At 50.4% G+C, this 22,335-nt stretch carries 18 protein-coding genes, 1 rRNA gene and 1 other RNA gene; 16 read left to right on the top strand and 4 right to left on the bottom strand.

Annotated features, from left to right (window positions below; all coding sequences use genetic code 11):
- Window positions 1–188 precede the first annotated feature (188 nt).
- Together rrf and ACLPHM_RS15025 are read left to right on the top strand one after the other, a co-directional pair.
- Window positions 189–302, top strand: a 5S ribosomal RNA gene (rrf, locus tag ACLPHM_RS15020).
- An 848-nt stretch (window positions 303–1,150) separates the two neighbouring features.
- Window positions 1,151–1,738, top strand: a complete 588-nt coding sequence (locus ACLPHM_RS15025; RefSeq protein ID WP_430222026.1) for a hypothetical protein — start codon at window positions 1,151–1,153, stop codon at window positions 1,736–1,738.
- A 114-nt stretch (window positions 1,739–1,852) separates the two neighbouring features.
- Here the strand turns inward: ACLPHM_RS15025 and ACLPHM_RS15030 are convergent, their stop codons facing one another.
- Window positions 1,853–3,199 (bottom strand): alanine/glycine:cation symporter family protein, encoded by a 1,347-nt coding sequence (locus tag ACLPHM_RS15030; RefSeq protein ID WP_430222027.1) that lies wholly within the window; start codon window positions 3,197–3,199, stop codon window positions 1,853–1,855.
- A 668-nt stretch (window positions 3,200–3,867) separates the two neighbouring features.
- Between ACLPHM_RS15030 and ACLPHM_RS15035 the strand changes: the two genes are divergently transcribed.
- Entirely contained in the window at window positions 3,868–4,230 is a 363-nt protein-coding gene (locus ACLPHM_RS15035; RefSeq protein WP_430222028.1) for a DUF4870 family protein, read from the top strand.
- 203 nt (window positions 4,231–4,433) lie between these two features.
- Here ACLPHM_RS15035 and ACLPHM_RS15040 read toward each other — a convergent pair whose 3' ends face one another.
- On the bottom strand, window positions 4,434–4,706 hold the full coding sequence (locus ACLPHM_RS15040) for an SWIB/MDM2 domain-containing protein (RefSeq protein ID WP_430222029.1): 273 nt from the start codon (window positions 4,704–4,706) through the stop codon (window positions 4,434–4,436).
- Window positions 4,707–4,961: 255 nt separating this feature from the next.
- Here ACLPHM_RS15040 and pyrC point away from each other — a divergent pair, with 255 nt between their 5' ends.
- Entirely contained in the window at window positions 4,962–6,020 is a 1,059-nt protein-coding gene (gene pyrC, locus ACLPHM_RS15045; protein ID WP_430222030.1) for a dihydroorotase, read from the top strand.
- Window positions 6,021–6,047: 27 nt separating this feature from the next.
- Here pyrC and ACLPHM_RS15050 read toward each other — a convergent pair whose 3' ends face one another.
- Window positions 6,048–7,856, bottom strand: a complete 1,809-nt coding sequence (locus tag ACLPHM_RS15050) for an ATP-binding cassette domain-containing protein (protein WP_430222031.1) — start codon at window positions 7,854–7,856, stop codon at window positions 6,048–6,050.
- Window positions 7,857–7,921: 65 nt separating this feature from the next.
- On the opposite strand from ACLPHM_RS15050, the gene rnpB reads away from it, so the two are divergent.
- Window positions 7,922–8,318, top strand: an RNA gene (gene rnpB / locus ACLPHM_RS15055) — RNase P RNA component class A.
- Here the strand turns inward: rnpB and ACLPHM_RS15060 are convergent.
- The gene (locus tag ACLPHM_RS15060; protein ID WP_430222032.1) at window positions 8,313–8,513 is read right to left on the bottom strand and encodes a hypothetical protein; all 201 of its coding nucleotides are present in this window, start codon (window positions 8,511–8,513) and stop codon (window positions 8,313–8,315) included. The two genes, rnpB and ACLPHM_RS15060, sit on opposite strands and share 6 nt — an antisense overlap.
- Before the next feature lie 236 nt (window positions 8,514–8,749).
- Between ACLPHM_RS15060 and mraZ the strand changes: the two genes are divergently transcribed.
- The 11 genes from mraZ to ACLPHM_RS15115 are packed head-to-tail and all read left to right on the top strand — an operon-like array spanning window position 8,750 to window position 22,325.
- Window positions 8,750–9,181: a division/cell wall cluster transcriptional repressor MraZ gene (gene mraZ / locus ACLPHM_RS15065; RefSeq protein WP_135862468.1), complete on the top strand. Its 432-nt coding sequence runs from the start codon at window positions 8,750–8,752 to the stop codon at window positions 9,179–9,181.
- Window positions 9,182–9,189: 8 nt separating this feature from the next.
- Entirely contained in the window at window positions 9,190–10,248 is a 1,059-nt protein-coding gene (gene rsmH / locus ACLPHM_RS15070; RefSeq protein ID WP_430222033.1) for a 16S rRNA (cytosine(1402)-N(4))-methyltransferase RsmH, read from the top strand.
- Window positions 10,245–10,541, top strand: coding sequence for a cell division protein FtsL (ftsL, locus tag ACLPHM_RS15075; RefSeq protein WP_430222034.1), 297 nt, complete (start codon window positions 10,245–10,247; stop codon window positions 10,539–10,541). Before rsmH ends, ftsL begins: the two co-directional genes overlap by 4 nt.
- 2 nt (window positions 10,542–10,543) lie before the next feature.
- Window positions 10,544–12,277: a peptidoglycan D,D-transpeptidase FtsI family protein gene (locus ACLPHM_RS15080; RefSeq protein ID WP_430222035.1), complete on the top strand. Its 1,734-nt coding sequence runs from the start codon at window positions 10,544–10,546 to the stop codon at window positions 12,275–12,277.
- Complete coding sequence (gene murF, locus ACLPHM_RS15085) at window positions 12,277–15,066, top strand: bifunctional UDP-N-acetylmuramoyl-L-alanyl-D-glutamate--2,6-diaminopimelate ligase MurE/UDP-N-acetylmuramoyl-tripeptide--D-alanyl-D-alanine ligase MurF (RefSeq protein WP_430222036.1); 2,790 nt, start codon at window positions 12,277–12,279, stop codon at window positions 15,064–15,066. The genes ACLPHM_RS15080 and murF overlap by 1 nt, the downstream gene beginning before the upstream one ends.
- The gene (gene mraY, locus ACLPHM_RS15090) at window positions 15,056–16,228 is read left to right on the top strand and encodes a phospho-N-acetylmuramoyl-pentapeptide-transferase (protein WP_430222037.1); all 1,173 of its coding nucleotides are present in this window, start codon (window positions 15,056–15,058) and stop codon (window positions 16,226–16,228) included. Before murF ends, mraY begins: the two co-directional genes overlap by 11 nt.
- A complete protein-coding gene (gene murD / locus ACLPHM_RS15095; protein ID WP_430222038.1) occupies window positions 16,225–17,718 on the top strand; it encodes a UDP-N-acetylmuramoyl-L-alanine--D-glutamate ligase in 1,494 nt (497 codons plus the stop codon). The genes mraY and murD overlap by 4 nt, the downstream gene beginning before the upstream one ends.
- On the top strand, window positions 17,715–18,908 hold the full coding sequence (gene ftsW / locus ACLPHM_RS15100; protein ID WP_430222039.1) for a putative lipid II flippase FtsW: 1,194 nt from the start codon (window positions 17,715–17,717) through the stop codon (window positions 18,906–18,908). The genes murD and ftsW overlap by 4 nt, the downstream gene beginning before the upstream one ends.
- Window positions 18,905–19,975 carry an undecaprenyldiphospho-muramoylpentapeptide beta-N-acetylglucosaminyltransferase gene (gene murG / locus ACLPHM_RS15105; protein ID WP_430222040.1) on the top strand — a complete coding sequence of 357 codons (1,071 nt, stop codon included), beginning with the start codon at window positions 18,905–18,907 and terminating at the stop codon, window positions 19,973–19,975. Before ftsW ends, murG begins: the two co-directional genes overlap by 4 nt.
- Window positions 19,972–21,378 (top strand): UDP-N-acetylmuramate--L-alanine ligase, encoded by a 1,407-nt coding sequence (murC, locus tag ACLPHM_RS15110; protein WP_430222041.1) that lies wholly within the window; start codon window positions 19,972–19,974, stop codon window positions 21,376–21,378. The genes murG and murC overlap by 4 nt, the downstream gene beginning before the upstream one ends.
- Window positions 21,375–22,325: a D-alanine--D-alanine ligase gene (locus ACLPHM_RS15115; RefSeq protein WP_430222042.1), complete on the top strand. Its 951-nt coding sequence runs from the start codon at window positions 21,375–21,377 to the stop codon at window positions 22,323–22,325. The genes murC and ACLPHM_RS15115 overlap by 4 nt, the downstream gene beginning before the upstream one ends.
- The last annotated feature ends 10 nt before the right edge of the window (window positions 22,326–22,335 follow it).

A 22,335-nucleotide genomic window follows, 5' to 3' on the forward strand; every position in this document is an offset into this window, starting at 1 on the left:
AGTACTAATTGCCCGTGCGGCTTGATCCTATAACTCTTAAGGTTATAAGTTTTAAGTGTCGTTCAAACAAATTTAGCAGTACAAAACGCAATCCCAAACATGAAACACTGCATCATACTGTTGATGTAGTTGTGCTAATTCCAGATTTAGTTGACATGCTCGATGAGCATGTGAGCAAGCCAGTTACGCTTGACGACCATAGCAAGGTGGAACCACCCCTTTTCCATTCCGAACAGGACCGTGAAACGCCTTCGCGCCGATGATAGTGCACGGACGTGTGTGAAAGTAGGTCATCGTCAGGCTCTTACACCAAAAGCCCCGCATCCAACCGATGCGGGGCTTTTTTACGTCTGGGCAAAACGAAAAAACCGCTGCAAAGAACCATTAAGGGCTGATACAGAGCACGGCGGGCCCGCTGCTGACCGTTTCTGTACACACATACAAGCTTAGGCAGACAAACGTAGTCACTAAAGCAGGACTATCTGCAGCGACGACAAGAAAGATAATAACGGCAGATGTATGGCTCTCTAGGTTGCTGAACGAGAGCTTCTTAATCTAAGGTTGTATAACTTAATTCTCTAACTCTGGCTGCATATAGCGGCTTACAAGCCTTGCTCTGTAGTCGTCTGCCCCCAAAACTCCCGACCAGTCTTAAGCTTGAGTGGATTATATGGGCAGGTAGTGTTGGATTATCTTCTTGTTTATGGAAGTTGCGCGTCAGTGAACCCAGGCTCTTTAGTTATTTAACGGCTGCTTCCTTACCAGAGCTAACTATTTCTGCGCTGCCTACTGAGTTAGTGTCTCTTTAGCAGAGCTCCCTGCATATTCTTGGATAACCAAACTGCTCTTAATAGTAATAACGTCAGCCATTAGGCGGATAGCAATCTCTGTTGGGTTTTACTGCCTATGTAGATACCTATGGGCCACGCAGTTTACGCAGTTGTTCTGCATTGATATCAAAATGCGGCGGAAGTCTGTAGCACCGAATTTGCTTGTTACGCCGTGCGCCCATGGGCCCAATATAGAAATCTCTATGCAGGCTGTAGTTGTTATAGTGGCTTATCTGGACTAACTGCATAATGAGTATGCATAACAAGTGAGTGATAGTTGAGTGATTAGATATGGCCTGATAATCGTATTAGCAAGCTTGATGGGTTGCTCTACTACGTATACGCACAGTAAGAAAGAGCAGATACAGCTGACTGCTTGGGGCGAGGATAATGACGCTATCCATATGATGGCTGATCCGCCTCCCGCTTATTCCTTTGCCAAAGCAGAGTTGTTGCCGTTACTGGTGTTTTTAGAAACACCGCTTGGGCAGAAAATAGCTCATTGTTCAGCCATCGTTGAGGTGTTCACTAACCAAGCTGCAAAAGTGAGGTTTTTTCTGTACATTCCCGCAACGGATTTGTCTGAGGAGGACAAGAGCGTGTTGCTGAGCACGTATCAGTTTGAGATATTCAAGCCAGATGCGTACAGCTTTGTGCGCAATATCCCCGCATTGGCTAAAGCGCTAGTCGAAACAGATACGTTGTACATAAAGCAGTGGAGGGTAGAGCCGGGAGCAATAGTAAAGGATGCGCCGTCAATGACTGCAATGACGATGTTTGCTGAACCTATAGATGCTGAGCTGCGCTATATGGAAAGCGAGTTACGTATGACACCTAATTTAGTTGAGTCGATCATGTGGGCACCTTTTATGTTGCCATTGCTACCATTAGGCGCACTAAGTCAGTAATGGCATAGAGAAGCATGATGCAGCTAAAGCATGATTCTGTAGTGTGAGTAGATACAAAAACGACCCTGTGATGACAGGGCCGTTTTGTTTGAGCGTGAGGTTAAGCTATATGGCTTACTTAGGTAGCTCACCTTTTTCGATTTTGTTAAAGAAGTCTTTGGTTTCTTTAACCACTACACCTGACAACAACAGCAAGGCAATCAAGTTAGGAATAGCCATCAAGCCGTTGAAGGTATCCGATGCAGCCCAGACCAGATCCAGACTGGCGATAGTACCCATCATCACAGATGCAACGTATACAACACGGTATGGCAGTACAGCGCGTGTACCTAACAGGTATGCGGCACATTTCTCACCGTAGTAGCACCAGCCCAGAATCGTACTGTAGGCAAAGAACACCAGGCCAAAAGTCACGATGTAACCACCCCAGCCAGGCAACATAGCATTAAAACTGTGTGTGGTCAGTGCGGCACCGGTGCTGCCATCAGCGTATTGGCCAGCCATAACCAGAACGATACCAGTGATAGAGCACACGATAATGGTGTCTAGGAACGTACCGGTCATGGATACCAGAGCTTGGCGACCTGCGTGGTCTGTTTTTGCAGCGGCGGCAGCGATAGGAGCGGAACCCATACCAGCTTCGTTGGAGAACACACCACGAGCAACACCGTAACGAATTACTGTACCTAATGCACCACCAGCAACAGCACTACCTGTGAACGCATCGGTGAAAATCAGGCCCAATGCAGGCAGCAGTTTTTCTAGGTTCAGCAGAATGATGATCAAACCACCCAATACATAAACCACAGCCATCACAGGAACGATCACGGATGCTGCACGAGCAATACTTTTAATCCCGCCAAGAATAACGATAGCAGTTAGTACAGTCAGCACTACACCTGTCAACGCATGCTCAATACCAAAGCTGGTGTAGATGGACTCAGCAACAGAGTTGGATTGCACCGAGCTACCAATACCGAAAGAGGCGACTACAGCAAACAGTGCAAATAGCACTGCTAGCCATTTCATGTTTAGGCCGCGCTCAATATAGTACATAGGGCCACCGGCCATTTCGCCACGAGCATCTGTGATGCGGTAATGCACGGCCAAGATACCTTCTGCGTATTTTGTAGCCATACCAAAAATAGCAGTGATCCACATCCAGAATACGGCACCTGGGCCACCTAGTACTACAGCGGTCGCTACCCCAGCAATGTTACCTGTACCGATGGTGGCTGACAGAGCTGTCATCAGAGCGCCAAAGTGAGAAACATCGCCTGGCTCTTTCTCCTGCCCGGGAGTGTGAGTGAAGGCTTGGCGTAACGCCATGGGGAGTTTGGTAAATTGCAGCCCTTTGAGTCGTACGGTAAGTAATACACCAGTACCTACCAGCAAGATCAGCATTGCTGGCCCCCACACCCAACCGCCTACTGTTTCAAAAACAGTCTGTAGCTTTTCCATGTTATCCCTCAAATGTGTTTTATTTAGATTTACCACTTTTACCATGAGCTGTTCGAATCAGAGAATAGGGGTATGTAGCATATTTAAAAAAATTCTGAAACAACATAAATAAAACCAAATAGCGTTAAACAGTAAATCACCATTGGAATAGAAGGGTTATATAGAGCAGCTTTAGACTGTGGCTGAGCAATTTATTATTGAGGTTAGTTACAGCGGAAAGAATTAAATACGTTTGTTTTATCTGGTGAAGTAAGTTTTCTATTCGAATGGGTAATTCGTATTGGTTTTTTCATGCAATGAATTAAGTTAATTACGAGTAAAATAAATGTAATAAGTTAAATGTTATTCTTATGGTTTTGTGCGCTGTAGAATATTTTTATCAGCACGATACACGCTGAAGCATGGTCGCCGTTTTCAGCTGGTTGGGCAGAAAAACAGAACTCGTATCAGGAAAGCGACACTGCATCTCCTATGCTTAGCAGGGTAGGAGAAAGCGCTTAGAGGCTGATATAGAGTAGATTTTAGGTGTACAGAACTACGTGATGGTGCATGGATACATCACTCTTCGTTGTCGGAAGCTCTGCGAATGAGCATTAAGCGTTTACAATGCTTAACAGTGCCGCGCCCCTTGTGGTGCCTGCTGCTATTTTATGTTTTTGGAGGTATGCATGATTCAACCGAACCAGTCTGAAACAGAACAAGGCTTGCCGTTCCGTACCATTGTGCATGTTGTATATGCTTTGTTCGCAATTGGTATCGTGAGCATGGGTGTTTTTGGCGCAAGTATTATTGCTTCTATTGTTCTGGCGTATTACAAACGTAGTGATGCGGCTGGAACCATTTATGCTGCACATTTAGATTGGGCAATTAAAACCTTCTGGTGGGGTTTGTTGTGGATGTGTGTAAGCGGCCTACTGACTTTTATTTTTATAGGCTGGATTACTGGGGTGGTTACCTTGGTATGGATTATCTTCCGTATTATTAAAGGCTGGTTGGCACATTGGAATGGCCAAAGCCCGGAATTTGAATAATCCGAATAGCGTATCTAAATTTCATCAGGCCCTGATTTTCAGGGCCTGATTTTTTCCAAGTCAATGTAGAGACTAGTGCTGGTAGGGGGAGTGCCTCTGTCCCCAGACAGGAAGGCCAAACCGGTGACATGCTCCGTTGAGAGTAGGTAGGTAAAAAAATACCCGCCATGAGGGCGGGTAGTCTGGGATCCAGTGCTAGAGGCTTATTTCAAATGAGCGCTCAGTAGTTTGCTTAGTTCAAACATGTTGACTTGATCTTTACCCAGTACTTTTTTCAGTTTGGCGTCGGCATTGATGTTGCGACGGTTAGAAGCATCCTGGAGATTGTGTTTCTTGATGTATTCCCAGATTTTCTTGGTAACTTCTGTGCGTGGAACAGCGTCGGGACCAATTACAGCTGCCAGAGCAGGGCTGGGGGTAAGTGGCTTCATGAATCCAGTGTTGGGTTTACTGGCAGGTTTTTTACTATTGGCCATGAATAGAGCTCCGAGAAAATTGAAAGAAATGCCACAGTGCTGCTAAATCGTACAGTAGCAGCATAACTCGTGGTTCTCTATAGGCCAATCATCAGGAGGGGGGAGATTTGTTACTGTTTGAATCGGGTCAGAAGCCCTGATGTTTTGCGGGCTTACGCGCTGCAGAACTTCGGTGACTGTTGCATAATGTCAATGATGCGTTCACTGGCGATGGCCCAGAACAAAGCATAGGCTTTTTTGGATAGATCCGATTTTATGACACTTACTACTACCCTAACAATTCCCCGTCCAGATGATTGGCATGTGCACTTGCGTGATGGTGCCATGTTAGAGGCCGTTGTGGGCCACACGGCAGCACAATTTGGCCGTGCCATTGTTATGCCTAATCTGACCCCGCCAGTGACTACAGCGGCTCAGGCGGTGGCGTATCATCAGCGTATTGTAGAGGCCCTGCATAAAACAGCGCCAACTAGCCGCTTTCAGCCATTGATGACTTTGTATCTGACGAACAATACAACGGCAGAGGAAATCCGTCGTGCGAGTGAGTCAGGGGTGGTGTATGGGGTAAAACTTTATCCAGCCGGTGCGACGACCAATTCAGATGCGGGCGTAACCGATGTGTTGCGTTACTGTGGGGCAGCGCTAGAGGCGATGCAAGAGTGTGGCTTGCCATTGTTGGTGCATGGTGAGGTGACAGACCCTACCGTAGATTTGTTTGACCGTGAGGCGGTATTTATTGATCGCATCATGATTCCGCTGCGTAAACAGTTCCCTGAGCTCAAAGTCGTGTTTGAACATTTGACCACGGCAGAGGGTGTGGCGTACGTGAGCCAAGCGGAAGGCGCTATTGGGGCGACCATTACTCCGCAACACTTGCTGTACAACCGTAATGCCATTTTTAGCGGTGGCTTGCGTCCACATTGGTACTGTTTGCCAGTATTGAAACGTGAGAAGCATAGGTTGGCGTTGGTGGAAGCCGCAACTGGTGACTCTACGCGTTTCTTCTTAGGTACTGACAGTGCGCCGCATGTGCGTGGTCGTAAGGAGCAGGATTGTGGCTGTGCGGGTTGTTATACCGCGTTGCATGCGATGGAGCTCTATGCAGAGGCTTTTGATGCCGTAGGTAAGCTAGATAAACTGCAAGCCTTTGCTTGTGAGAATGGCCCAGCGTTTTATGGTTTGCCTGTGAATACCGACACCATTACCTTGAAACGACAAGAGTTTGAGATTCCTGATCAGTTGCAATTGGGTAATGAAATACTTGTGCCACTGGCAAATGGTAGAAAGCTAGCCTGGTCTGTGACTAGCGCATAATAGAAAAAGGGGCTTTAAGCCCCTTTTTTATTGTCCAGCTTGTGCTTTTTCTTCCAATGCTTCCCATCGTTCGAAAAGTTGTAGAAGTTCGGCTTCCAGTGTTTCTAAGGAGCTTTGTACGGTTTGGGCGGCATCGCTACCATCTTTGTACAAATCAGGGTCACTGAGCTTGGCTGCTAGCTCAGCTTGACGGCTTTCTAACTGAGCAATTTTCTCTGGCAGCGCATCCAGTTCTTTTTTCTCCCATGGGGCAAGTTTCTGGTTGCGATTCGCTTTTGGGGTCGCTTTCTCTTTATCGGATGCAGGAGCAGGGGCAGCAGCAGTCGTCGATTCTGTAACAGGTGTTGGTCGTTGTAGCAGCCATTCATCGTAGCCGCCTACATACTCACCCCATTTGCCATTACCTTCTGCGGCGATAACTTGCGTCACGATGTTGTTTAAGAAACGTCTATCGTGGCTCACTAGTAACACGGTGCCTTGATACTCTTGTAGCAGGTCTTCTAGTAACTCAAGAGTTTCAATGTCCAGATCGTTAGTCGGTTCGTCCAGTACCAGGATATTGGTAGGTTGGGCAAACATGCGGGCTAAGGCCAAACGAGCGCGTTCACCACCGGATAACGAACGTACCGGGGAGTTCGCACGAGCAGGCGGGAAGAGGAAATCTTCCAGATAGCTCATCACGTGTTTACGTTGGTCACCAATTTCTACCCATTCCGTTCCGGGGCTAATGGTTTCAGCTAACGTGGCGTTTTCATCCAAAGAACTGCGCATTTGGTCGAAGTAGCCGACGGTTATGTTTGTGCCGTGGCGGATTTGGCCAGCGTTTGGGGATAGTTTTCCCAACAGTATTTGTAGCAGCGTAGTTTTACCTGCGCCGTTTGCACCGATCAGGCCGATTTTGTCACCGCGCATCAACACGGTAGAGAAATCGTTAATCAGCACGCGCTCATCAAAGCCATGTGTAATGTTTTCAGCTTCAGCAACCAGTTTGCCTGAACGTTTACCTTCAGAGATGGCCAAGCGCACATTACCCATGCGTTCACGGCGGGCAGCACGTTCTCTACGTAAAGACTCTAGACGGCGTACACGGCCTTCGTCGCGCGTGCGGCGGGCTTGGACGCCTGTGCGAATCCATACTTCTTCTTGGGCTAAGAATTTGTCGAACTTGGCCTGCTGTTGGGATTCTGCTTGCAACCATTCTGCTTTGCGTTCTTGCCAGCGAGTAAAGTTGCCAGGGAAGCTAAACAGTTGGCCTCTATCAAGTTCGATAATTTGTGAACTGACGCTGTCTAGGAAATCACGGTCGTGAGTGATGACGATTACGCTGCCACGAAAGCCTTTTAGTAATTGCTCCAGCCACAGAATGCCCTCAAAGTCTAAGTGGTTAGTGGGCTCGTCTAGTAGCAGCAGGTCAGGCTCATTGCTTAAGGCTTGAGCCAGTGCAACGCGTTTACGCATACCACCCGATAGCGAGCCTATGAGCGCATCGTTAGGTAAACCCAACTGATCCATGAGAGCACTGATTTTGGCAGGGCGTTGCCAGTCTTCTGTTTCGGTATAGTCACCGCACAGAAAATCATAGATTTGTTGATCTGGAGGCAGGTCTGGTTCTTGCTCGACGGTGGAAACACGTAATCCGCTGCTGCGCATGATTTGGCCGTCATCTGGCTGCAATCTGCCATCAATAAGCTTCAATAGCGACGATTTTCCCGCGCCATTGCGACCAATTAAACCGTAACGCTCACCAGAGTGTATGGTGAGGCTTGCATTATCCAGCAAGGCATGATGGCCAAACGCCAGATGTATCCCAGTAAGGGTGACCAGATTGATTGACATGCTGCTCCGTAAAAAATCTGAAGAAAGTCTGATATTGCTATTGTCGCAGGTTACAATGCATTTGTGAGGCAGGCTGGGCAATCGCGGTAGCAATATCGAGGAAGGTCCGGACTCCATAGGGCAGGATAGCGGCTAACAGCCGTCCGATAAGCGGGCTTAGGCTTGCGAGTCGAGGAATAGGGCCACAGAGACGAGTCTGCGACGAGGGCACAACACTGTTGTGCACAGTAACGGCTATCTCCGTTACTTTGCTCTCTTGTAGGGCAGTCGTTGTAGGGTGAAACGCGGTAACCTCTATCCGGAGCAACATCAAATAGGCATACGTGAACCTTGTGTTCGAAGGGCGGCTCGTTCGAGTATGCGGGTAGATGGCTAGAGCGTGTCAGTAATGGCACGCCCAGATGAATGATTGCCGACTAGCGTGCTGGTTTACAGAATCCGGCCTATAGGCCTGTCTCACATTTCTTTCTTCTTCTTCTTCTTCTTCTTCTTCTTCTTCTTCTTCTTCTTCTTCTTCTTCTTCTTCTTCTTCTTCTTCTTCTTCTTCTTCTCCTCCTCACACCCTCCTGTCTTACCAATCCCTTTTTTATTTCCATACTGCGTCCGAACAGTGGGCTCTGCACGTGTGTTGCTCTTTCCTGTGTCAAAGCCTGTCAATTGTGAGGAAATGCAAGTTTTTGGGAGTGGTTTTTCACTTGCTCCTAATAAACAACATTTAGATTGGAATGCAATTTGTTGATTTATAGGGATATTTTAAAATCGAACTTTTCTAAGAAAGTCAGCTAAGTGTTTGTTGTCATTGGAAAAAAATGCGTTTGTGTCTTGACCTTGAACACGGCATGGCTTAGAGTGGGGAAAAGTAGGTTTTTGTGTAAAAAAGTGGGAAAAAGAGCATGTTCCAAGGAAGCAATGCACTCACGTTGGATGCTAAAGGTCGAATCGCGATTCCGACCAGGCACCGTGACGCCTTGCTTTCGGCGGAACAGGGTCAACTCACTTTGACGCGGCACCCTGATGGCTGTCTTCTGATGTACCCACGTTCTGTGTGGGAAGAGAAGCGCCAACAGATTGCAGCGTTCCCCATGTCAGCTCGTGCATTGCAGCGTTTGATGCTAGGTAGCGCACAGGATGTGGACATGGATTCTGCTGGACGGATTCTGATTGCCCCTGAGTTACGTACCGCCGTAGGGCTGGATCGTGATGCGATGTTGTTAGGTTTGGGCGGTCATTTCGAACTGTGGAATAGTGCCGAACTGGAGCGTCGCCAAGCAGCCGAACTGGCTGAAGGCATGATGTCTGATGTATTTGAACAGTTTTCTTTCTGAGTCGGCTAATGGAGCTACAGCATCGTTCCGTTCTCTTGGAGCCTACGGTAGCGGCTCTGGTGAATCCCGTATTTATGGCGCGGAGGCCAGAGTACCGTCCGGAACCCACGTTTAGGTCCGGTGTATTTGTGGATGCCACCTTTGGACGAGGTGGTCACAGTCGAGAGTTATTGCGCCACGTAGATGCCAATTCTCGTTTGTTTGTCATAGATAAAGACCCTGAGGCTATTGCTATAGCGAATGCGCTGGCAGCAGAGGATGCGCGTGTACGTGTGATACACGCAGGTTTTGAGTCAATGGTGGATGCGCTGCGTGAGCACGGTGTTCAGTCCGTTGATGGCGTCATGATGGATTTGGGGGTTTCCTCTCCACAGCTAGATGATGCCGAACGAGGTTTTTCGTTCATGCGTAATGGCCCATTGGACATGCGTATGGATAACAGTAAGGGGCCGACCGCCGCGCAGTGGTTGGCTGAAGCCGAGGTCGATGAGATTAAGGAGGTCATCGCAGATTATGGCGAAGAACGGTTTGCTTTCCAGATTGCAAAGGCGATTACAAGTCGCCGCGAATCCTCACCGCTACGTACAACGCATGATCTCGCCGAGCTGGTCGCCAGTGTCGTCCGCTCGCGCGAAAAAGGTCATCACCCAGCCACCAGGACCTTCCAGGCTGTACGGATTTACCTCAACCGCGAGCTCGAGGAGCTTGCGCATGCGCTCCCGTTAATTCTGGAGCTGCTTAACCCAGGGGGGCGTTTAGCGGTGATCAGCTTTCATTCGTTGGAAGATCGCTTGGTGAAGCAATTCATGGCCGCGGCATCTAAGCCGGCTATGGTGCACTCGCGTCTTCCAATTGCTGAAAAAGACATGCCGCAACCTTGGTTGCAGTCATTGGGCCGTGTGTTGCCTGATGAAACCGAGATTCAGTACAACGTGCGTGCGCGCTCTGCAGTACTACGCGTGGCTGAGCGCACAACCACCGAACTTGAAGATAACTGGCAAAACAAGCTAGAGGCCGTTAAGGCCTATGCTGCTGGTGGCTCCGAGAAAAAGGGGAAGCGTAGATGACTATCCGTCTGCTCCTCGCGTTGGCATTGATGTTGTCAGCCATTTCCTTGGTAACGGCTCGTTATCAGGCGCGTGAGGGCTATGTGGCGGTAGAACGTTTGCGCAATCAAGCGCAGGCTCTAGATATAGAGTGGCGTCGTCTACAGTTAGAGCGGGCAGAGTTAACCCGCAATGCACGTATTGACCAAGTAGCACGTAAAGATTTGCAGATGGTGACCGGTACCCCTGATCGCACGGTGTATTTGCGGGGGCAGCCGTTGAGTTCCTTGTCGTCTAGTGATGAGGAGGATTAGCCATGAAACGCTTTGGTTATCACGATAATCCGGTCCTAGAAGGTCGCCTGCCCATGTGGCGGGCGAAGTTGGTTTTGTTGATGGTCATGATTGGCTTCATGGCTTTGCTGGGTAAGGCGCTGTATTTGCAGGGGCTTTCCACCGAGTTTTTGCAGCAACAAGGCGAACGCCGTTACCAGCGTACGATTGAGTTGCCACCTATGCGTGGCAAGGTGTTTGATCGCACTGGAAACGTGGTGCTGGCAAGTAGTGTGCCAGTGAAAGCCGTGTGGGCTATTCCTGAAGATGCTCGTCGCGCAACACCAGAACAGGTGGCTGCGCTTGCTGCGTTGTTGGAAATGTCTGTTGCTGATGTACAGAAGCGCCTAAATATCGAAGACAAAAACTTTGTCTATATTCGTCGCCAGCTAGATATGGATGTGGCTGCCGAGGTAGCAGCGTTGCGCATCCCTGGTATTCACCAGCAAGATGAAATGCGTAGGTCTTACCCAGAGGGTGAGAGCGTGGCGCACATTATTGGTTTTACCAATATTGAAGACCAAGGTATTGAAGGCATCGAGCTGGCATTCAATGCCGAGTTGTCCGGTCAGTCAGGGTCGCGTCGTGTGATTCGTGACCGTTTGGGCCGCATTGTAGAAGACGTGCGCGATGCTATTCCTCCGGTGCACGGTACCGATCTGCGTCTCTCGGTGGATGCGGGTATGCAGTACGACACCTATTCAGTACTGAAAAATGCCGTAGAAACAAATAAAGCCGCTGCCGCAGCGGCAATTGTGTTGGACGTGCAAACCGGCGAAGTGCTGGCATTGGTGAACTTGCCTACGTATGACCCGAATGATCGTGCTGATCGTAAAGGCGGTGCACTGCGTAATCGCGTGTTAACCGATACGTTTGAGCCCGGCTCTATCATGAAGCCATTCACCGTAGCACTGGCGCTAGATAACAAAAAGATCACGACGGATACTAAATTCAATACGGGTAATGGTACGTATCGCTATCAAGGGGCGACCATTACTGACGTGAGCCGTCACAATGGTACGTTGGATGCTGCTGGTATTTTGCGCAGATCCAGCAATATCGGGATGGCCATGATTTCAGAGCGTCTGACCTCTGAAGAAATGTGGAATAAGTTTAATGAGCTGGGCTTTGGTCGTGTACCGCATACGCCATTCCCTGGTGCGGCGGCAGGCAGGCTGCGCCCGTGGGAGCGTTGGCGTCCTATTGAGCGGGCCACCATGGCGTACGGCTATGGGCTATCAGCATCGTTGATTCAGATCGCACAGGCCTACACGGCCTTTGCGCGTAACGGTGACGTAGTGTCGTTGTCATTGCTTAAGCGTGATACTCAACCCTCTAGCGTGCAGGTATACACCCCAGAAGTCGCGCAGGAAGTGCGTCGCATGTTACAGGCGGCAGCTGGCCCTGAGGGGGCAAGGTTGGCGCAAGTTAAGGGCTACACCGTTGCCGGTAAGAGTGGTACTGCACGAAAAATTGTGGATGGTAAATACAGTAGATCAAGCTATAGAAGTTCATTCGTAGGCTTTGCTCCTGCTACCGATCCGCGCATTGTTGTTGCGATCAGTATCGATGAGCCTAGAGCAGGTGGTTACTTCGGTGGTTTGATTGCGGCTCCCGTATTTTCTGAAATTGTTGCCAACAGTTTGCGCAGAATGGGTGTGCAGCCAGATGCACCGATTGAGTCGTTGGTGGCTGTAAGTGCCAATAGAGGTGAATAATGATAAATAAAACAACTAAGCAAATTTTAGAGTGGTTGCATCAGCAAGTGTCGACGTCGGCGCAACTGTGCTTGGACTCTCGTCAGATTGAAAAAGGGGATGTGTTTTTTGCATGTCCTGGTATCAGTGGTGATGGACGCGATTTCATTGCTAACGCGGTGGCAAATGGTGCTGCAGCAGTAGTGCGTGAGAAAAGCGATCAGCCAGTTGCAGTAGATGTACCCGTATTAGATATTGCTAACCTTACAGACGTGCTGGGTGATGTGGCTCACCAATGGTGGGGGCGTCCTTCTGAGCAGATGAAGGTTATTGCTGTAACAGGTACCAATGGCAAAACATCCAGCGTGCAGTGGATTGCTGCCGTACTGAATAACTCAGAAGTGCCTTGCGGGACCATCGGTACGCTAGGCGTGACATTACCAGACGGCACTAACTTGGGCGGCAAACTGACCACCCCTGATGTGCTGACGATGCACCGTAGTTTGGCCAAGCTGCGTGAAGCTGGCGCAAACCTGGTGGCATTGGAAGCCTCGTCTATTGGTATTGTTCAAGGCCGTTTGAATGGCGTACACATTGCCATCGCAGCACTGACTAATTTGTCTCACGACCACTTGGATTACCACCTGACGTTTGAGAACTATCAAGCGGCTAAAGCGAGATTGTTCCAATGGCCAGGTTTAGAGAGCATGGTCATTAATGCGGATGACGCTTTTGGTCAAACCGTGTTGGCAACATCTGCCGAAGCCAGAAAAATTTCATACTCCCTGCAAAGCCGTGATGCGGATGTGTTTGGTGATGACGTGCATATTGGTGGCGATGGTCAAGTCTTCAACTTGATTACGTCGCATGGCACTGCCCAAATTCTGACGCATTTGCTGGGCGAACATAACGTGGCCAACTTGTTGTTGGTTTCAGGTGTGTTGCAAGAGCTGGGTTGGCCTGTAGCGAAAATTGCCCGCTTGATGGCAACGTTAGGCCCTGTTCCTGGTCGCTTAGAAATTGCCAAGTCTTTAAGTATTGCTAACCGTGCCATGCCTTTGCCGCTGGCAGTTGTGGATTATGCACATACACCGGATGCGCTGGAACGTGCTTTGGTGGCACTACGAGCTGTTGCGCAGGTACGTGGCGGTAAGTTGGTGTGTGTATTTGGATGTGGTGGCGATAGAGACACTGCGAAACGTCCGTTGATGGGCGGTATTGCTGCACGCTTGGCTGATACCGTGATCGTGACGACTGATAATCCTCGCTCAGAAAAACCTGAAGCTATCATTGCGCAAATTGTGCAAGGTATAGACGGTGAGCACGAGGTGATTGAGGATCGCGCCCAAGCTATTTTGCAAGCACTGTGGAGTGCAGATGCTGCCGACGTGGTATTGATTGCTGGTAAAGGTCATGAGGATTACCAAGAAGTAGCTGGCGAGCGTCATGTGTTTGATGATCGTCAGTGGGCTGCTTTTGCGTTGACATGGTTAAAAGGCGTAGAGCTGTGCACAGACAGTCGCCAATTGCAGCCACAAAACTTGTTTGTAGCCGTGCGCGGCGAGCAGTTTGATGGCCATACCTATTTACAGCAAGTCGCCGAAAAAGGCGCGTGTGCCGCATTGGTTGAGTACAGACAGCCAGAGGTCAACCTACCGCAGTTTGTCGTGGGCGATACGCGTCAAGCATTGTTGCGCATTGCTAAGGTGTGGCGTCAGCGTTTTTCTATTCCTGTGATTGCGGTTTGCGGTAGCAATGGCAAAACCACAACCAAAGAAATGATTGCTGCCATTTTGCGCGAAAGCTTGGGCGCGGAGAACTTCGTTGCCACGCTTGGTAACCTGAACAACGACCTAGGCGTGCCACTGTCCGTATTGCGTTTGCGTGATACCCACCAAGCTGCTGTGTTTGAGTTGGGGATGAATCACCCAGGCGAAATTGCGGTATTGGCTGATGTGGCTAGACCAACAATCGCGTTAGTTAACAACGCACAGCGTGAACACCAAGAGTTTATGCACACCGTGCAGGCTGTGGCCGAAGAAAACGGCAGTGTTTTCAGCTACCTGTCTGCTGACGGTATAGCGGTATTTCCTGGTGATGATGCTTACACAGCATTGTGGCAAGCGTTAGCAGCAGACCGTCAGGTATTCACCTTTGGGTTTGGTGATGGCTTAAGCGTTTACGCTGAGAACATCCAAGTGAACCCTGCGTACACACGCTTCCAGTTGCATGCTCAAGCAGAAGATGTAGCAGTGAAACTGCCTGTGCCTGGCGTACACAACTTGCGTAATGCCTTGGCAGCAACAGCATGCGCCATTGCTGCAGGCGCAGAGCTACCAGCGGTAGTTGCAGGTTTGCAAGCCTTTAAGCCAGTCAGTGGTCGTATGCAACCTAAATCAGTGGTGGAAGGCTACCAACTGATTGATGACAGCTATAACGCCAACCCTGATTCGGTGCGTGCTGCCATTGATGTGCTGGCTGAGCTAGAGGGCCGTACGGTATTGGTGTTGGGCAACATGGGCGAAATTGGTGAGACACGCCAAGCTGCTCATGCCGAGGTAGGCCAGTACGCCAAAGAGCGTGGAATTCAACACCTGTTGGTTATAGGCTCTGATGCGATGTTTGCTGCAGAAGCGTATGGCGATGAGGCCGAACATTTTGAAAGCATGGAGGATTTGCAAAAGCAGTTGATCGCTTTGATGCCAGCCCATGTATTGGTTAAAGGGTCGCGTACAGCACGTATGGAGCGTGCGGTGCAGGCATTGGAACAACATTTTGCAATAACAGAGGGAGCTCAGAATGCTTCTTGAGCTGTCACGTTGGCTCGCGGATTCACACATACGCGCTTTCGGGGTATTTGAGTACATTACCCTGCGAGCGTTGCTGGCTGCCGCCACATCCTTAATCATTGGGTTGTGGTGTGGGCCTTGGGTGATCCGTAAATTGACAGAAATGAAGATAGGCCAAGCTGTGCGTAGCTATGGGCCTGAGTCTCACCTGCAAAAAAATGGCACACCAACAATGGGTGGTGTGTTGATCCTGATCTCCGTAGGTATCAGTACCTTGCTGTGGGCTGACTGGACTAACCGCTTTGTGTGGGTAGTGCTGTTGGTGACGTTTGGTTTTGGTTGGATTGGCTGGGCAGATGACTACAAAAAAGTTGTGAACCACGATCCAGAAGGGATGTCCTCGCGTCAGAAGTTTTTCTGGCAAGCACTGATTGGTATTGTGGCGGCGGTGTACTTGAGTTTTGCGGTGTCTGCGCCAGCAACCGTAGACCTGTGGCCATTGTTTAAAGATTGGGTACTGAGTGGTTTCACAATGCCACTGCCTACACGCGCTGACTTGATTGTTCCATTCTTCAAGAGCGTAAGTTATCCACTGGGCGTGTTTGGTTTTGTGGCGCTGACTTGGTTTGTGATTGTGGGTTCCAGTAATGCGGTGAATCTGACCGATGGTTTAGATGGTTTGGCCATTATGCCTACCGTGATGGTGGGCGCTGCATTGGGTATTTTTGCTTACGTAGTAGGCCGTGTGGATTACTCCAAATACTTGCTGTTCCCTTATATTCCCGGTGCCTCTGAGTTGATGGTGATTTGCGCGGCTATTGGCGGCGCAGGCTTAGCGTTCTTGTGGTTTAACGCGTATCCAGCTCAGGTATTCATGGGTGACGTAGGTGCGTTGGCCTTGGGTGGCGCCTTGGGTACTATCGCCGTGATCGTGCGTCAGGAAATTGTGTTCTTCATCATGGGGGGCGTGTTCGTTGTAGAAACCTTGTCCGTCATGATGCAGGTGATGTGGTTCAAGTACACCAAAAGGCGGTATGGCGAAGGGAGGCGGTTCTTTAGGATGGCCCCATTGCATCACCACTTTGAAGTAAGTGGCTGGAAAGAAACCCAAGTAGTAGTACGTTTTTGGATTATTACCATCATGCTGGTCATGATTGGTTTGTCGACACTGAAATTACGATGAACAACTATCACTTCCCCTCGTTGCGTACCGACGGCCTGACCCTAGTGCTAGGGTTAGGAGAGTCTGGTATGGCTGCGGCGCGCTGGTGTGTAGAGCGAGGCGTTTCTGTACGCTTGGCTGACACGCGCGCAACGAATGCAGCGGCGCAAGCGTTGCAGGAAGAGTATCCACAGCAAGTGAGTTTGTGCCTAGGTACACAAGCCTTGGAAAACTCTGTGCTGGATGGCGTACATAGCTTGGTGATTAGCCCCGGTTTATCGCCTGAGCAAGCGGGCGTTAAAGACGTATTGGCTTACGCCGCACAACAGGGCATTGATACGCTCAATGAAACAGAGCTTTTTGCTCGTGCATTGAATGACATGGCTGAGCAAGGCTATCAGCCTAAAGTTGTGGCGATCACCGGTACGAATGGCAAAACCACCGTTACTGCTCTGACACGCTTCATGTTTGAGTGTGCAGGCATGTCTGCGGTTGCTGCCGGCAATATCAGCCCAGCAACGATTGCCGCATTACGCCAGCATTTGAATGCCAACACTTTGCCTGAGGCATGGGTATTAGAGCTGTCTAGCTTCCAACTGCATAGTCTGCGTTCATTGCGTGCAGATGCCGCATGTGTGCTGAATATTAGTCAGGATCACTTGGATTGGCATGGCTCTATGGACGCTTACGTGGCTGAGAAAGCCCGCGTGTTTAGCTTTGCTAAGTGCCATGTTGTGAATAGAGATGATGCTGCTACGGTAGCCATGGTGAGTGATGTGCGTGCTCTGCATGTACGCTCTTTTGGTGCTAGTGCCCCAGTATTGCAAGGCGATATGGGCTTGCAAGATGAGTCCAGCTTGAGTTGGTTGGCGGTAGGCGAGCCAGAGCCCAACCAAGGCGAGCGCCAACCCGCATCTACTGTACAGGCATTAATCCCTAGTACAGCGCTGCGCATTCGTGGCCAGCATAACTTAATGAATGCCCAAGCCGCGTTGGCGTTAGTACGTGCTGCTGGGTTGGATTGGGAACCGGCATTGGATGCCTTGCGTAAATATGCGGGTGAGCCGCACCGTGTAGAGTTGATTCGCTATATCCAAGGTGTGCAGTTCATCAATGACAGCAAAGGCACGAACGTGGGTTCTACCGTTGCTGCGTTACAAGGTTTTGATCAGCCTATGGTGCTGATCGCTGGTGGTGAAGGCAAAGGCCAAGATTTCACACCGTTGGCACAAGCCGTGGCTAAGTCCGCCGTGGTAGCCGTGGTGTTGATTGGTCGCGATGCGCCTATTTTGGAAAAAGCCTTACAACAGGCCTCCACAACGCCTGTCGTGCATGCCTCGTCATTGGATGAGGCGGTGCGTATGGCATACGAACGCGCGCCTGAGCATGGCATGGTGCTGTTGTCTCCTGCCTGCGCAAGTTTTGATATGTTCAAAAGCTACGAGCACCGTGGCCACTGTTTTGTGGAAGTGGTGCAAGAGCTAGCACTGGATGAGGGAGAGGTAGCATGAGTCTATTTGCCGACCTGACCTCTAGCGTAAACGCTGTTCGGCCTGGCCGCACGGCGTTGCCGGCATTTGATGTTGCATTGCTGGCAGCTGGCGTGGTGTTGGCGGCATTTGGCTTGTTGATGGTGTATTCGGCCTCTATCGCGCTGGCTGATGGCCCGCGTTATGAAAGTTATGGGCGCTACTACTTTGTTATACGTCATGTGATCTTTCTGACCATTGGTATGGTCTTTGCACTGTTGGCCGTGAATTTGCCCATGCGAGTGTGGCACAAACTGGCTATTCCACTGTTCTTGTTGGCAGTGGTGATGTTGATGGTGGTTTTGGTGCCTGGTATTGGGCGTGAAGTGAATGGTGCGCGACGTTGGTTGCCTTTGGGGCCAGTGAACTTCCAGCCTTCCGAATTGATGAAAGTGGCGATTTTGCTGTTTGCTGCTGATTACACCGTTCGTAAAAAAGAACATATGCAAACCTTTTTGCGTGGTTTCTTGCCTATGGCAATGACGCTGGCAGGAGTAGGTTTGTTGCTGCTGATGGAGCCCGACTTGGGGGCGTTCATGGTGATCGTGGCGATTGCTGTGGGCATTATTTTCATCGGCGGCCTGAACGTTAAATTGTTCGCTAGCCTTTTGGGCAGCATGGTGGTGAGCTTCTTGCTGCTGATTTGGTTATCCCCTTGGCGTAGAGAACGTATTTTTGTGTATTTGGATCCTTGGAACCCTGACAACGCATACGGCAGTGCGTACCAGTTGTCGCACTCGCTGATCGCTTTAGGGCGTGGTGAGTGGTTTGGCGTAGGTTTGGGATCAAGCGTAGAAAAACTGCATTACCTGCCTGAAGCGCATACCGACTTTATTGTGGCCGTGATAGGCGAAGAGTTGGGCTTTGTTGGTGTGGCTGTTCTGATTTTGCTCTTTGGTTTCATCGTATGGCGCGGCTTTGAAATTGGTCGTCAAGCTTTGGCGATGGATAGACAGTTCAACGCTATGGTGGCGCAAGGTGTGGCTATTTGGTTTGGTGTGCAGGCCTTTATCAATATTGGCGTGTGTTTGGGCTTATTGCCTACCAAAGGCTTGACCTTACCGATGGTGAGCTACGGAGGCTCAGGCATTATTGCCAACTTGGTGGCTTTCGCCATCATGTTGCGCGTGGATTATGAAAACCGCAATTTGATGAGAGGGAAACGAACATGAGTAAAACCCTGTTAATCATGGCGGGCGGTACTGGTGGGCACATCATGCCAGGCTTGGCTGTGGCGCACGAAATGCGTGCACGTGGCTGGCGAGTGGTATGGATGGGGCATCCTGAACGCATGGAAGGCGAGTTGGTGCCTGAGCATGGCTTTACGCTAGAGCCATTGCGTTTTGCTGGTGTGCGCGGCAAGGGTGTGGGCACACTGGTTAAATTACCACTGACATTATTCAAAGCATGTAGAGCTGCTGCAGGTGTGTTGAAACGTGTGCAGCCCGATGTCGTGCTGGGTATGGGTGGCTATGTGGCCTTCCCTGGTGGCTTGATGGCCGCCATGAAACGTATTCCATTGGTAATACACGAACAAAATGCGGTAGCCGGTACGGCTAACCGCTGGTTGGGCAAGTTGGCGAGCAAAACGTTAGTGGGTTTCCCTGGTGCCTTGCCTGGCGCTGTGATGGTGGGTAACCCAGTGCGCGCTGCGTTTCGTAGTGTGGCTCCGCCTGCGCAACGGTTGGCTGGTCGTCAAGGCAAGCTGAAGTTATTGGTAGTGGGTGGTAGTTTAGGTGCTGCGGTGCTGAATCACACTATTCCTGCGGCATTGGCAACTATAGACCCCGCGCAACGACCAGAAGTGCTGCATCAAGCAGGCAAGCAACATATAGACGATGTGCGCAAGCGCTATGCAGAGGCTGGCGTGAAAGCAGAGTGCACAGCCTTTATTGGTGATATGGCGCAAGCCATGGCTCAGGCAGATTTGTTAATCTGTCGCGCTGGCGCAATGACCGTTGCGGAAGTGGCGGCGGCGGGTGTGCCAGCATTGTTTATTCCATTGCCCCATGCGATTGATGACCACCAAACGGCAAATGCTCAGTATTTGGCGGGTTGTGGTGCGGCATGGTTGCAGCCACAACGAGAGTTCACTGTTGAGTGGTTGGCGCAGTGGCTAACAGAACGAACCCATGATGAATTACTGCGCACGGGTGTCCATGCGCAAGAACACGCCCAGTTGCACGCAACAGAACAAATCGCGAATGCGTGTGAACAGTTGGTAAGGAGGGCGGTATGAAGCACCGCATTAAGCACATACATTTTGTAGGGATAGGCGGCTCCGGTATGAGCGGTATCGCCGAGGTGATGTTGAACCTTGGTTATGCGGTAAGCGGATCTGATATACAAGAAAGCGCGGTGACGCGTCGATTGTCTGAGTTAGGGGCTCGCATCGTTATCGGCCATAACGCCGAGAACGTGAAAGGGATGGGGGCGATTGTGACTTCCACCGCCATTGCGGGGGATAACCCAGAAGTATTAGCTGCACGAGCAGCACGTATACCTGTCGTGCCACGCGCGCTGATGTTGGCTGAGCTCATGCGATTGAAGCGCGGCATTGCTGTCGCTGGTACGCATGGCAAAACCACGACTACCAGCTTGGTAGCCAGTGTGTTGGCAGCCGGTGACTTGGATCCTACTTTCGTGATTGGCGGTCGTTTGAATTCGGCTGGCGCTAATGCACGTTTGGGGCAGGGCGATTACATCGTGGTAGAAGCAGATGAATCAGACGCTTCTTTCCTGAGCTTGTTACCCGTGATGGCGATCATCACCAACATCGATGTAGACCATATGGACACGTATGGTCACGATGTGGCTCGTTTGAAAAGTGCATTTATCGACTTTACACACCGACTGCCGTTTTATGGCAGTGCTGTGCTGTGTATGGATGATGCCAATGTGCGCGAGATTATTCCTTTTGTATCGCGTCCAGTGACGACATACGGGATTGAGCAACCAGCACAAGTGCGAGCAGTGAACTTGCGTTGCGAAGGCACACGCATGCACTTTGACGTAGAGCGTCAAGGCAGCACCGGTATGTTGCCGATCTTGTCTATTGTGCTGAATTTGCCTGGTAACCATAACGTGCTAAATGCCTTGGCTGCAATTGCCGTGGCTACTGAGTTGGGCGTACCAGACGCTGTCATCGCTAAAGCGCTTAGTGAGTTCACCGGTGTGGGGCGTAGATTCTCACAAGTGGGCGATTTTGATGTGCCTGAGCGCAATGGTGGTGGCAGCTTTACCGTAATTGATGATTACGGCCATCATCCTAACGAGATGGCTGCTACATTAGCGGCTGCGCGTGGCGCGTGGCCCGAAAGACGCATTGTTTTGGCCTTCCAACCGCACCGTTACACCCGCACCCGTGACTGTTTTGAAGACTTCGTGAGTGTGCTGGGTAATGCGGATGCTGTCTTGCTAACCGAAGTGTATGCCGCAGGTGAGAAACCACTGGTAGCGGCCGATGGTCGTTCCTTGGCCAGAGCCATTCGTGTGGCAGGGCGAGTAGAGCCGGTATTTGTGGCAGAAATCGAAGAGTTGCCGCGAGCCATATTGGATTTTGTACGTGATGGTGATGTGGTGATCACGATGGGTGCAGGCAGCATCAGTCGTGTGCCCGCACGTTTAGGGGAAATAGAATGACGCAGAGTTTTGGTAAAGTTGGCGTACTGTACGGTGGCCATTCCGCTGAACGTGAAGTTTCTCTGATGTCCGGTCAGGGTGTGCACGATGCCTTGCGTAGCAAAGGTGTAGACGCGCATTTGTTTGACACCGGTGAGCGCTCATTGGCCGAGTTGGCTGAGCAAAAATTTGATCGCGTATTCATTGCGCTGCATGGTCGTTACGGTGAAGACGGCACCTTGCAGGGGGCGTTGGAAATGCTGGGTATTCCTTACACCGGTAGTGGTGTGATGGCTTCCAGCGTGGCCATGGATAAAGTCATGACCAAGCGCATTTGGATGCAGAAGGGCTTGCCCACACCTGCATTCGAATTGCTGGATAGCGATGCTGAATTGGCAGGCTTGGACCAACGCTTAGGTTTGCCGTTCATCATGAAACCACAGCACGAAGGTTCTACTGTGGGTTTCTCCAAAATTGATAGCGTAGAGCAGATTGCTGCAGGCTACGCGTTGGCGGCACGCTTTGATCATGTGTTGGCTGAGCGTTTCATCAAAGGCCGTGAGCTGACAGTCCCTATCTTGGGCGTGGGCGAGACTGCTCGTGCATTACCAGTGATTGAAATCGTAGCGCCAGGTGGCAATTACGACTTCGAGCACAAGTACATCAGCAACGAAACACAGTATTTCTGCCCTGCGGATTTACCTGAGGCCTTGACTCAGGAGATTCGTGAAATTTCCCGTCAAGCTTTCTTGGCACTGAATTGCGAAGGTTGGGCACGTGCCGACTTTATGTTGGACGATCAGAACCGCCCTTGGTTGTTGGAGATCAACACATCACCTGGTATGACCAGCCACTCTTTGGTGCCCATGGCAGCCAAGGCTGAAGGCGTGAGCTATGCCGATTTGTGTGTACAGATTTTGTCCATGGCTAGCCTGAAAGTACGTGCTGTAGCACGACTTGAGAAATAGGAGCTCGTAG

The organism is Paenalcaligenes sp. Me131 (assembly GCF_050487225.1).
In the GTDB taxonomy this organism is placed as follows: domain Bacteria; phylum Pseudomonadota; class Gammaproteobacteria; order Burkholderiales; family Burkholderiaceae_B; genus Paenalcaligenes.